The sequence below is a fragment of the Hydrogenobaculum acidophilum genome, assembly GCF_054656715.1.
This window is the reverse complement of record NZ_BAAHXP010000001.1, coordinates 99,168-111,901: the sequence shown is the minus strand read 5'-3', so window position 1 is coordinate 111,901 and position 12,734 is coordinate 99,168. Positions and strand designations below refer to the sequence as shown.

The 12,734-nt window shown below is 35.7% G+C and carries 12 protein-coding genes; all 12 read right to left on the bottom strand.

What is annotated here, in order from left to right:
• Positions 1 to 33: 33 nt before the first annotated feature.
• Positions 34 to 2,901 (bottom strand): DUF2309 domain-containing protein, encoded by a 2,868-nt coding sequence (locus tag ACYQZV_RS00665; protein WP_459892147.1) that lies wholly within the window; start codon positions 2,899 to 2,901, stop codon positions 34 to 36.
• Positions 2,898 to 3,626, bottom strand: coding sequence for a hypothetical protein (locus tag ACYQZV_RS00660; protein ID WP_459892145.1), 729 nt, complete (start codon positions 3,624 to 3,626; stop codon positions 2,898 to 2,900). The genes ACYQZV_RS00665 and ACYQZV_RS00660 overlap by 4 nt, the downstream gene beginning before the upstream one ends.
• 13 nt (positions 3,627 to 3,639) lie before the next feature.
• Positions 3,640 to 5,229: a proton-conducting transporter transmembrane domain-containing protein gene (locus ACYQZV_RS00655; protein WP_459892143.1), complete on the bottom strand. Its 1,590-nt coding sequence runs from the start codon at positions 5,227 to 5,229 to the stop codon at positions 3,640 to 3,642.
• A 355-nt stretch (positions 5,230 to 5,584) separates the two neighbouring features.
• Positions 5,585 to 6,283, bottom strand: coding sequence for a phosphoribosylaminoimidazolesuccinocarboxamide synthase (purC, locus tag ACYQZV_RS00650; protein ID WP_459892141.1), 699 nt, complete (start codon positions 6,281 to 6,283; stop codon positions 5,585 to 5,587).
• Positions 6,280 to 6,861 carry a tetratricopeptide repeat protein gene (locus tag ACYQZV_RS00645; RefSeq protein WP_459892139.1) on the bottom strand — a complete coding sequence of 194 codons (582 nt, stop codon included), beginning with the start codon at positions 6,859 to 6,861 and terminating at the stop codon, positions 6,280 to 6,282. The genes purC and ACYQZV_RS00645 overlap by 4 nt, the downstream gene beginning before the upstream one ends.
• On the bottom strand, positions 6,848 to 7,129 hold the full coding sequence (gene rpsT, locus ACYQZV_RS00640) for a 30S ribosomal protein S20 (RefSeq protein ID WP_459892137.1): 282 nt from the start codon (positions 7,127 to 7,129) through the stop codon (positions 6,848 to 6,850). The genes ACYQZV_RS00645 and rpsT overlap by 14 nt, the downstream gene beginning before the upstream one ends.
• A gap of 43 nt (positions 7,130 to 7,172) precedes the next feature.
• Positions 7,173 to 8,837, bottom strand: a complete 1,665-nt coding sequence (carB, locus tag ACYQZV_RS00635; protein ID WP_459892135.1) for a carbamoyl-phosphate synthase large subunit — start codon at positions 8,835 to 8,837, stop codon at positions 7,173 to 7,175.
• A 37-nt stretch (positions 8,838 to 8,874) separates the two neighbouring features.
• Positions 8,875 to 9,597 (bottom strand): twin-arginine translocase subunit TatC, encoded by a 723-nt coding sequence (tatC, locus tag ACYQZV_RS00630; RefSeq protein ID WP_459892326.1) that lies wholly within the window; start codon positions 9,595 to 9,597, stop codon positions 8,875 to 8,877.
• A complete protein-coding gene (locus ACYQZV_RS00625; RefSeq protein ID WP_459892133.1) occupies positions 9,560 to 9,838 on the bottom strand; it encodes a twin-arginine translocase TatA/TatE family subunit in 279 nt (92 codons plus the stop codon). Before ACYQZV_RS00625 ends, tatC begins: the two co-directional genes overlap by 38 nt.
• Positions 9,829 to 10,629, bottom strand: a complete 801-nt coding sequence (locus tag ACYQZV_RS00620; RefSeq protein WP_459892131.1) for a prepilin peptidase — start codon at positions 10,627 to 10,629, stop codon at positions 9,829 to 9,831. The genes ACYQZV_RS00625 and ACYQZV_RS00620 overlap by 10 nt, the downstream gene beginning before the upstream one ends.
• Positions 10,626 to 12,128: a protein translocase subunit SecD gene (secD, locus tag ACYQZV_RS00615; protein WP_459892129.1), complete on the bottom strand. Its 1,503-nt coding sequence runs from the start codon at positions 12,126 to 12,128 to the stop codon at positions 10,626 to 10,628. The genes ACYQZV_RS00620 and secD overlap by 4 nt, the downstream gene beginning before the upstream one ends.
• A gap of 2 nt (positions 12,129 to 12,130) precedes the next feature.
• A complete protein-coding gene (gene hpf / locus ACYQZV_RS00610; protein WP_459892127.1) occupies positions 12,131 to 12,733 on the bottom strand; it encodes a ribosome hibernation-promoting factor, HPF/YfiA family in 603 nt (200 codons plus the stop codon).
• Position 12,734 lies beyond the last annotated feature (1 nt).

The following is a 12,734-nucleotide window of genomic DNA, read 5'->3' as shown; positions in this document are numbered from 1 at the left end:
ACCCCTCCACCCTTAAAACTTTAAACCATTATCTTAAGAGATAGTTTTTATGCCTTGTTCAAATACTGTTATTACCTCTTTGTTCTTTATGGTGTAAGCGGCTCCTTTGGTCTTGTCTATTATTATTACTCTTGTCCATTCGTTTAAAACAAGCTCAAGAGCCTTTGGCACGTCTTTAGCGGCATCCATCACTTTTTCTATAGGAGCTTCTATAAATACCAAAAGCCTCATAGGTTCGTGGAAAGGTTTACCGTCCATATAAACTGTTTGATATGGAAGCCCTGTTCTTAAATCTCCATAGTTTCCGGTCCAAACGCCAATTTTACCTACAACGTTGTGATAAACCTTAGATCCAGCCCCTAGTCTTTCATTATCGGTGGTAGAAAAGTAATACTCCAAGTTTATCCACTCACCTATAAGATATGGACCGCTTAGTATAGTTTTTAATATAGAGTTATCTTTATCCACCTCCCAATCGTAAGACTGCATAAAAACTCTATTTTTCAATGCTAAGTTTTGGGTGCTAGAACGCTTTCCCACGTAAGCCCCCATGTTTTTAGATAATCCCCACTCTGGCCTTGTTTCAGACCAATCTATAGCTCTTATAAAGATTTTGTCTGGGTTGTCAGCGTAAGGTAGGAGCTTCGCCCTTTCTTCTCTGGTTTTTTGAGATGCCAGTTTAAAATCTTCTAACACCTTTTGAAGATAGGCCTTATGAGATGGTGGTACAAAGTCCAAATCGTAAAGTTCCAATTCATCTGTAGTAGTATCGTGAATACCCGGTATAAAGATAGTATCCTCTGGTATAAATATACCTTTTAGAGCCAGGGCTTCTTTTATCTCTTTTCTATTTGCTATTCTTGCTAATACTCTTACATTGGCAAGACCGTTGTTGCCTCCACATGCACCACAATCAAGGGCAGATTCAAAGGGGTTGTTGTCGGATGTGCTTCCATGACCAAACAAAAATACAAATTTAGGAAAATCCTTCATAAAACCAATAAGCTTTAAGAAGTTGTAAACCAAGCTAACTTGCTCTTCTTTTGTATACCCTATCATAGATAGTTTTTGTTTTTGGAAAAGGTAAGCGTCTTTTGTAATACCGTATTTGGATTTTAAAAGCTCCAAAAATTTGGTATCAAAGGATTTAGCTTTACCATATAAAATAGCGTCAAGGATTTCCAGGGCGTCTTTATATTTTAAATTTTTCTTATACTCTTCATGATAGGCCTCTTGGATCCTTTCAGCAAAGAATCTTTTTGCATACTCTTCTATCTCTTGGTCAGATAGCTTGTCTATAGTAAAGGTTGTGTCTGGTTTCTCTGCTTTTACGTTTTTCATAAACTTTTGGGTAAGCCTAGGAAATAGAGTTTTGCCAAAGAGGTTTATTCCAAACAACCATCCCATTGCCTCTACCATGAAAAACGGCGTATAAGGGTTGTTTTTCAAAGAATCCAAAATCTTTTTGAAGGTGTAGCTTATGTTTTTCTTCTGCTCATACTCTTTGTGGTCATCTTTTGGTAGCTCTAAGATTATCTTCTCAGGTTTCATAATAACTGGACATGAGTAAATTTCATGACCTTTGTCAAACTCTATAAAAGCTATGGGAGTACCGAAAAATCCTGCTACTCCATAGGTGTTGTAATGGCCAAACCTTTCCAAGTTTCTTCTTATGGCTTCTGATCTTACGTCTATACAGAAAATAGCTGTAGCTAAATTTGTCTTTATCTCTTTCTCTTTGGCCATCAAAAACTCTTTAGACAAATCCTTTATGTAAGAGTCTTCCAATGAGACAAGCCATATGTAGCCTTCTTCCTCTTGTAAAAACTCCGTTAGTCTTAAAAGCTCTGCTAGACCCTCGTAGTCAATGCTCATAGCTTGTACTACGTTTTGTAGCAAAGAGGCTCTTTGAACTTCCTCGTAGTGTATATACTCTTCAAAAATAGACTTGTAATTTTTGCTAATCTCCATTTGGTCTACAAATTTTGGGTGTAGCAAGTTTTTGGCTTTTAAAAGCTTCAACGCTACATAGTAAGGGTCTTTTGAAACAATGGCTTTGAAATCGTCAAAACTCTTTGCGGGGGCTTTCTTTAAGTATTTGTTTTCATAGTAAAGCCTTAATCCAAGGTAAGCCATCATGGAAGATGGATATTTTATTTGGAAGTAGTAATCTTGAGATTCGCTTCTATACTTTAGGAAAGATGACCATCCAAAGTCTTTAACAAAGTGATTTAGTATGTATCTTTCAGGGTCCTCAGGGTTTATAAGGCTTAAATGCTTCTCGGCAAAAGCTTCTTCGTCTTTGCTATCTACAATGCCTTCATAGAGTTTAAACGCTTCAAACATACCCCTTTCTCTTTCTGGCATTGACATAGTGGTTTGACCTTCATCCACAAATCTTCCTACAAATTCCACTATCTCTTTTTCTATGATATCAGTATAGTTTTTATCAAATATAGCATCTACTATTTCACAAAGGAGCATATCCTCTGTTAACTCTCTAATGAGCTTATATACGTTTGTATCTTTTTTGCTCTTTACATAGTACAGTATATCTTCGTTTAGGTCTTTTGGTATCTCCTTGTATTCATCCAAAGAAGGGCTTATGTCCACCATATATTTTTTAGCTTCTTGGAAATAGTTTGGAAGCCCTATATTCTTAAGTTCTTCCATGAGATTGTCTTCAAAGATATCCTTTTTGATGATGCCCTCTTTGTAAAGCTCTACATAGTAAGAAGATGGCATATATACTTTTGCTCTAAAGAGTTTAGAGGCTTTTTTCAAAGCATCTCTAAAAGGCATATCTTCAAAACCCATCAAAGGATTTCTAGATATAAAAGTAGTCATGGGCCAGTAATAAGGTATAAGCTTAAGAGCGCTTTGGAATGCATTTCTTATCATAACAACACCTCCATTAAACTATAAAAACCTGCTAAGGTAAGCACCAAAAATAATGCACTAAACACCAAAAGATAAGACTGAGCTATGTCTTTATATTGTACTAGCTCGTTTGGTTTACCAAAAAGCGATTTGCTCATTATTCTAAAAGCCATAAAAAAGTTGGCAAAAAATACCCAACCCATTATCAAATATCCATCCAAGCTAAGATGGGATTTGACTATATCAGCTGTTATTATTAAAGCGTTTGCAAAAGGTGGATACAACCCAAGGTTCATAAGAGAAAACCTTAAAAATAGCGCAAGTTTTGGAGCTTTTAATACGAGACCAGTGATAGAATCTATATTTGCACTACCAAAGGTTTTGTTCATATAAAGAGCTATAAGGTATAAAGAAAACGCGCTCAGTATCATTGAGCCAAAGTAAAGCTCGAACATCCATTTGTCTTTAAAGATAAACAAAGCTACCACATTTACAAAAACAAAGTAATAGCTTAGCTTTATTAGGTTTGTGGTCTTGTAGGATAATAAGAAGGTTAGCACCGATGTTAAAAATGCTATACCTTCAATCGTTTTATACACCATGTCGTTTTGAAGAACATCGTCAAAGTGATAAACGCCAAGCCCAACAAAAGGTAAGGTTAAAAGCGCAACACCGTACCTTTTAAAATCTTTTACCAACAGATAGTAGGGTATCAAACCCATAAGCAACAAGGCTAAGTAAAACATACAACACCTCCTTTTATAGAAGTCTAAAGTACCTTATGAGAAGGTCTGGCAAGAAAAACCCTCTTGAGAAGATTTTGTAAAAAGACCATCTTAGCTTTTCAAACCTTGTACCAGAAGTATCTTTGTAAGATTGATAGTATATGATAGCCCAACCAAAGACTATTATACCTATCAAAATGCCAAGCAACACCAAAAGATATGGCATAGAAAGGCTAGCCGCCTTGTAAAACTCTACGTACTTAGGGCCGTATAGATACTCTTCAAAGGTGGTACCCATAAACTCATAAGTCAACACTATAAAAACGAAAGATACTATAAGACCTAATATTGTTTTCAAAGAAGTGTTTTTTGATACTTTGAAAAAGGATAGGAAAAGCTGAGCACTCGTTAGCCAGCCAAAAGCTAAGAATATAATACCTGCTTGGAATTGAAACTGCACTCTATTTATGAAAAACTCTATGAGTGTAAAAAGTACTATAGGTATTATGGTAAATATTGCTACAATTTCACCTATAGTCTTTCTGTTTTCCTCTGTTTCCTCTGAAAAGAGCTTGTAAGATAGATTCTTTGGAATGTTTGGATCTTTTCTGGCAAGATGTATAACGTTTCCAGATTCTAAGAAAAGGGATGCCTTAAATATACCGTGTACTATAAGGTGATATATTGCTACACTAAAAGCCCCTATACCAGCTTCCATTATCATATACCCCATCTGACCCACGGTAGAATAACCCAATGAACGCTTAATATCTGGTTTTGATAGCATCACCACCGAGGCGGCTATAGCTGTAAGTATCCCGAAGAAAAACGCCGTATTTAGAGCCACAGAAGAAGATAGGTAAAGATAGGGTATCTTGTTTAGAAGTATGCCACCAGCGTTCACTATACCAGCGTGCATCAAAGCTGATACTGGAGTTGGAGCTTCTGAAGTGTAAGGAAGCCAGAAGTAAAAGGGTATTATAGCTGATTTTGCCATAGCAGAAGCCACAAACAATAGAGCTATTGCATTTACCATGGTGCTGTGCTCTATGTTGGTTTGCCAAATATTATAGAGCTCTTGTAAGTTTAGGGTGTGATAAACTTTGTAGGTGAGTATTGTGCCAAGTAAAAATAGAAAATCCCCTATCCTATGCACTGTAATAGCCCAAGAACCAAACCTTACGGCGTCTTTTGATTCTACCCTAAAGGATATCAAAAAGTAAAGACTAAGGCTTAGTATCTGCCAAGCTATAAACATCACCACAAGGTTGTTTGCCATTATCATAAAGTATATGGAGCTAAATATGAAGTTTAGGATGATAAAAAATCTCTTATACCCTTTTTCATCCCACATATAGTTTGAAGCGTACTTTCTTATTACGAGTCCTATCAAAGCTACGTAAGGCACCAATATAGAAGAAAGATGGTCAAATACGATAGTGTTGTAAAACCCAACAATCACTTTGTGAAACATGAACTCATAGGCAGTCCCCAAGAGACTTATAATGGCTATAAGCCCAGAAAAGAACATGCTTATTCTCGGTATAGCCCTCTTGTCATCCACAAAGGATATCAGGGCTGCAATAACAAGCGGGATAAACGGTATGGACACTATCATCTCCATAGACTTTACCTCCTTTTTGGTTTGTAAAAATCTATGCTTATATGGTTTTTTGTCAATAGTTCAAATATGATACAAGACATTGTCATATCCTTCTTTTGCCTTTAAAATTAAGCAGCCCGCTTTTGATATAAAACATTCTTTATGATATATATCTTATTATAATAGTAAAAACAAAAAGTTTTAAAAATGTTTTTATTAAAAGCTAAAGACCAAAAATTAAATAAAATAAACGTCAAAAACAAAAGATAAAAACAAAATTTTTAAGATTTTTAAAGCGATATAAAATTTTACTAAGGTAAAACGCTATGTTGTAAAAACTACGTTATAAAAAAGTTGTAATTATTTTATTTATATATTAAAAACTCTTTATACGTTCTAATATTTTAAGATAGCCTTCTTTTAAATCCCCGAGATCAAACCTAAACCTATCTTTATCTAACTTCTCTCCGGTTCTTTTATCCCAGAGTCTACAGCTATCAGGTGATATTTCATCTATCAAAATAATTTCATCATCTTTTGTTTTGCCAAATTCAAGCTTAAAATCTACGAGGGTTATGTCAAGTTGGTCAAAAAACTCTTTTAAAATGTCGTTTACTTTTAAAGCAGTTTGTTTCATAAAAGCTATCTCTTCTTCTTTAGCTAGATTAAGAAGTTTTACATGCTCTATACATATAAGGGGGTCGTGAAGCTCGTCAGATTTGTAAAAAAGCTCTACCAAAGGAGGATTCAGCAAGGTTCCTTCTTTTATGCCAAGTCTTTTGGAAAGGCTTCCAGCGGCTATGTTTCTTATCACCACTTCTACATCGAAGCGTTTTGCTTTTAAAACAAGCATCGAGTCTTCTGATAGTTTTTTTATAAAATGGGTTTTTATGTTTTTTGCTTTTAAAAGCTCAAAAATAAAGGATGTAATTTCTAAATTTATATGTCCTTTGCCAGAGATGTTGTCTTTTTTTATGGCATCAAAAGCTGTAACGTCGTCTTTAAACTTTATTATGTAAGTATCTTCATCGTTTTCATAGACTATTTTAGCTTTGCCTTCATAGAGTTTGTTCATGATTCTAGCATAGATATTCTAAAAGATGCAACGTTAGCGTAATAGCTGTTGGGGAATGCTTTTAGTATCTCGTTGTATAAGGTTATAGCTTTTACTTTGTTGTTTAGTTTTTCGTAGGATTCCGCTTCTAAAAGAAGTGCTGAAGGTTTGTTGAAGGCGTTATTTGGAATAGTGTTTAATATGCTGATAGCTTGCTGGTATTTGCCCTGTTTGTAGAGGCCGTAAGCGGCTCTTTCTTCGTATAAAAATTTGGCTGGTAGTGTTTTGGCTTTTGATGAGATATCTTGAGATATGGCTACGTCGTTTATTGGTATATTTGCTAAGGTAGATATGCCTATTTCATAAGACATTGCCAAAAGTGCCATCGGGCTTTTAGAATAGTTTTTGGCTACATATTGGGCTTGGTTTAAAGCTCCTTGGTAGTTTTTTTGCTGCAAAAGCTCATCTACTTTAGAGAGTTGATAGCTGGCGGCGTAGTTGTATTCTTTTTCGTGCTTTTTCAAAAAATAAAATCCAACGCTTACAAATATAGCAGTAAGGATAAGGGATATAACACTGTATATCTTACTTTTGCTCATTGGATGCCAAAGCCTTGTTTAAAAGTTGAGTGACTCTTGATACTCTTCTTGCGGCTTCGTTTCTATGAATGGAACCTTTAGAAGCAGCGTGCTGTATCATACTTACTACAAAAGGAAGCTTTGCTTTGGCAGTTTCTAAATCCTTTGCCTGTATAAGTTTCTTAAAGTTTCTTATGGCAGTTTTCATCCTTGATACATGCAAAGCGTTTATCTCTCTTCTTCTTTCATCTCTTCTTGCTCTTTTAGCAGCTTGTCTTTTGTTGGGCATACCAAACCTCCTTAAAAGTTAGTAATATATTATAACAAACAATTTAGTCGTTGTCAAAGATAATCTCTTCTTGTCCTATCCTATAGTACGGATATTCCCAAGAGGAGTAATAGTAAGGAGTATAAGCTTTAAACTCACCAGCGCAGGTATCCACCGCTTTAAAAGTTGGGCTTAAACCTTCAAGTAAATTTTCTATCTCTTTTTCTGTTTTATTAAATTTCTTGGCAATCTCTTTGTTGGAAAAGCCCAATACTTTTAGCTCAAATACGCTTTCTTTATCAAAGGGTATATCCTCTTTATAAGTATCAACAAGTTCTTTTATCTGATATAAAAACCATTTATCTATATGGCTTACTTCATGTATTTTATCTATTGATATACCTCTCATAAAAGCCTCTTTTATGTAGAAAATGCGTTCAGGGGTTGGTATCCTTATGTTTGTCAGAAGCTCTTCGTAAGAAAAAGCTCCGTAATCTTTCATGAAAAGATAAGGGTTGTCAATTTCTAAACTTCTTATGGCTTTCATGAGAGATTCTTTGAAAGTCCTTCCTATAGCCATTACCTCGCCTACAGATTTCATCGTAGTGCCTAAAACTTTGCTGGATTCTTTAAACTTTGCAAAATCAAACCTAGGTATTTTTACCACTACATAGTCAATGCTTGGCTCAAAGCTTATAGGTGTATTTTTTGTGATATCGTTTTTTATCTCGTCAAGAGTATAACCTACCGCCAAAAGAGCTGCCACTTTTGCTATGGGAAACCCTGTGGCCTTTGAAGCCAAGGCTGAGCTTCTTGAGACCCTAGGGTTCATCTCTATAACGTAAAAATTATCGCTGTTTGGGTCCACTGCAAATTGAATGTTTGATCCTCCAGTATCTACACCTATTTTTCTTATAATAGCAAGGCTAGCATCTCTAAGCATTTGATACTGTTTATCTGTGAGCGTTTGGGCTGGAGCTACAGTAATAGAGTCCCCAGTATGAACGCCCATAGGGTCAAAATTTTCTATAGAACACACTATTACTACATTGTCTTTTGTGTCCCTTATAACTTCAAGCTCAAATTCCTTCCATCCTATAAGGGATTTATCTATAAGCACTTGATGTATTGGAGAAGCCTCCAAAGCTGCGCTCAATTTTGAAGGAAATTCTTCTAAATTATAAACTATAGAACCGCCTGTTCCCCCAAGAGTAAAAGCTGGTCTTAATATAGCTGGAAAACCTATATCTTTTATAGAGTCAATACCTTCTTGAAGAGAGTTTACTATTGCATTTGGTGGGACTTTCAAACCTATTTCTTCCATGGCTTTGGCAAAAAGCGCTCTATCTTCACCTCTTTTTATAGCTTCATAGCTTGCGCCTATTATACCAACGTTGTATTTTTCCAATATACCAAGCTCGTATAAATCTTTTGCCAAGTTTAAGGCAGTTTGACCGCCAAGGGTTGGCAACAAGACATCTGGACGCTCTTTTTTTATAATCTCTTCTAATATTTCGGTGGTTAGGGGTTCAATGTAAGTTTTAGTAGTTAGTTCCTCATCTGTCATTATGGTGGCTGGATTTGAATTCACAAGTATAACCTCATAACCTTCTTTCATTAGAGCTTTACAAGCTTGGGTACCTGAGTAATCGAACTCCGCCGCTTGGCCTATAATTATAGGACCGGCTCCTATTATGAGTATTCTTTTGATATTGGTATTTTTTGGCATAAAAATTATTATACTATACTTAATCTGTTGATATAACCTAAGCTCTTTGTATATCCTTTGAAGTATTTTGCTTTTTAACGGCAAATCTACCTATAAATATAGATATTTCATAAAGGGCTATGAGGGGTAAGGCCATGAGGATTTGAGTAGAAACGTCAGGGGCTATCAAAGCGCCTATGAAAAATGCCACCACTATAAAATATTTTCTGAAGGATTTTAGTTGTTTGGTGGATACAATACCAGCTCTTTGAAGCATGAATAAGAATATTGGCATTTCAAAGGCTATCCCAAAGCCAAGTAGCATTTTTAGTAAAAAGTTTATATAGAGCTCTGCTGAAAGCATGGGTTTTGCTCTAAGTTGGCTAAAGCCAATACCTATTAAAAATTTAAGAGCCATTGGAAGTACTGCGAAGTAAGCAAAAGTAGCACCCATCACAAAAAGCACCAATGAGAAGAATACCAAAGGAAAGACAAGTTTCTTTTCTTCTGGATAAAGGGCTGGTTCTACAAATCTCCATATTTGATAAAGTATAATGGGTATGGATAGAATGATGCCTACTATTACAGATATCTCCATCATTATAAACAAAGGCTCAGTAGGCGAAAGAGTGATTAGCTTCATGCCGGGATAGTATATATCTATGGGGTATTTTAAAATCTCAAAAATATATCTTGCGTAAAAAAAACTTATGGCAGAAAATATCAGTACCGCTGCTATAGATTTAAGTATTCTCTGTCGTAGTTCCTGAAGATGCTCCATCAGGGGAGCTTTCGGAAGTTCCTTCTCCATCTTTCTTTTCCTCGGTGTTGGTTTGTTCTTTTTCAAGCTCTAAAACTTTTTTGTTCACACTTTCTATGTAAGCTTGCATCTTTATTTCGTCTATAAACTCCCTTGCTTTTCTAGTAAACTCTCCTAACTTTGTAGCCACGTCCATCATTTTTTCTGGTCCAAGCACTATATACGCTATGACAAGTATTATTATTATCTGGCCTAAATCCATAGTATTCTCTCTACCTGGTTTCCAACAAACATCCATAGTATGGCGCCAATAGACAAAAACGGGCCAAAGGGTATATAGTATTGCATATTTTTATTTTTTATGATTGTGGGTATACTAACTAAAAGTCCTATAATAGAACCAAAAAACATGGCACCTAATACCATATAGACCCCGCCAAAAGCCCCTATCATCGCTAAAAGCTTTATATCACCTATGCCAAGCCCTTCCATCTTTCTTACCTTAAGATAAATATAATATATTGAAAACGGTAGTAAACCACCAAATAAAATTCCTAGTATAGAGCTTTTAACATCAACGAAACCATATGGAGTTAAGGAAAACAAAAGGCCTATCGCCAAGCCCCCGTAGTTGAAACTATCCAAAAGTATAAACCAATCAAGGTCTATAAAAGACTGTACTATTAGTATTGAGCCAAACACCAACGCTTCTACAGTTTTTATAATGTCTTTTATGTTTAAAGCTGATATATCTTGACTGTTTTTTATATAAAAAGCATAAACACAAAGGCTAAAGTAAAGACCAGTAAGAGCTTCTACCAAAGGATATCTAAAGGGTATCTTGGTTTTACAACTGCTGCATCTTCCTTTCAAAAAAATATAAGAAATTATAGGTATGTTCTCATAGGCTTTTATCTTGTGTCCACAGGATGGACATTTGGAACCTGGATAAATTACGGATTCACCTCTTGGAAGCCTGTATATAAGGACGTTAAAAAGGCTTCCAAATATGGTACCAAGTATAAATGACATAAATAGTATGAAAAGTGTCATATCTTTAATATTCTTATTTTGGCTAACATGTCAAGCATAGCTTTTGAGTAATAAACATTTGAAAGAAAAGAGGCTATAGTACCTATGGTTAGGGTGGTAGCAAAACCTTTTACAGGACCACTGCTAAATTGAAATAAAATTAAAGCTGCCACAAGGAGTGTGGCGTGTGTATCGTAAACGGCACTCAAAACTCTTTTATAGCCGTATTCTATGGCTTTTCTTAACGTATTGCCCCTTGCTAGCTCTTCTTTTATACGTTCAAATATCAACACGTTTGAGTCCACCGCTATACCCATATTGAGTATTATACCTGCTATGCCTGGTAATGTAAGAGTGGCTCCTAAAAGCACAAGACCAGCCCAAAGAAGAAGCCCATTCATTACAATGGCTATTGTGGCGGTTATACCAGCTGTTTTATACCTTGATATAATAAGAAATACCACAAAAAGAAATGAAGCTATACCAGCGTATATACTTTGTTTTATTGCGGCTTTTCCAAGAGTAGGTCCTACGACAGCGTCTTGAAGTATATGTAGCGTAGTGGGTAATGCTCCGGCTCTTAAAATAGCTGCTAAATCCCTTACTTGGTCAGGTGTAAAATTGCCGGTTATTTGCCCTTGGTCTGATATTCTTGAACGTATAACAGGAGCGGACATAACCCTATTGTCAAGGACTATTGCAAGTCTTTTTCCTATGTGGCTCTCGGTAAAATTACCAAATATTTCAGCGCCTTTAGAATTAAGTTCAAAACTAACCGCTGGGTTGTTGAAACTATCTGTGCTCTCGTAAGCGGTTTTTAAGTCAGCACCTGTTATAATAGGTTTTTTCTTTACCAAATACCACTCGTGGCCGTCTTTTGATGGGAGGATTTTTTCATCTGGTTTTAGCTCTTTTTGCAATGCATCTAAAGAAGGTGAAGCGTCCACCACTTCCATTAGCTCTAGTTGTGCAGTTTTTCCAAGGACTTTTTTAGCTCTTTCCAAATCCATAACACCGGGTAATTCCACCATAACCTTAGAGCTACCAAGTCTTGTTATTACAGGCTGTACTACACCAAGCTGGTCTACTCTTCTTCTTAAGACTTCCACCGTTTGAGTGATGACGTTTTCTTTGATTTGGCTAAGATACAAAGAACTAAATCTAACCTTTACTTTAAGAGGAGATACCCTTGATACATCTATTCTGTTGGTATAGTATTTTTTTAAAAGCTCGTAAACTTTTTGGTAGTCGGAAGCATTTAAAAGATCTATGTATATACCATCTTGAGAAGGTGTAACATCTAACACGTTTATGTGGTTTTTGATAAAAAGCTTTGATATATCTGAAGCTGTGTTTTCGTATTCTTCTTTTATGACTTTTTCTATATCAGGGGCTAGCACCATGCTTATGCCCCCTTTTAAATCAAGGCCTAAGTTAACAGGCTTAAAAGCCACCACCAGTAAAGAGCCCACAATTATAAAAAGACCTATAAGTATGTTTACAAAGATGTTTTTTGGCATATCTACCCTTTACACCCTAAGTCTATAACGCCAAAACTATCTGATCGTTTCCTATACAATATTTTTACCTTACCATCCTTTATATCCATAAAAGGTAAAAACATCATATGATTGTCTGTTAGTTCTAAAATGGCATCTTCTACGCTCATTGGTTTTTCAACGTAAAAAGTTTCCTCTATTATAAAGGGTTTAGTTTGCTCTTGCTCTTCGACTTGTTCAAACGTGGTTTCATGTATCCCTTCTTTGGCTTTTGAGCTTTTGCGACGATAGTTTAGTCTTCTCTCTTTTAATTTTAAAAGCTGACGCTCTATTTCATCCATCACCCTATCTATTGCGGTATATACATCCTTGTCCTCTTCCCAAGCGTGCACTGTACCACCGCCGTTGTTTTTTATGTATATATCCACATCAACTCTAAAGATAGAGGTTTTGTTTATGTTGTCGTCTGTATGTTTGGCTCTAGCGCTTGTTATAGTGACCACTGTCTCTATTTGGTCTTCTCCGGTTTCTCTTAAAAGCCTTTTAAACTTTGATAATTTAGACTCTACGAAAGCCTTCAGATGGTCTGTAATTTCAAAATGCTTTCCAATAAATTCAATTTGCATA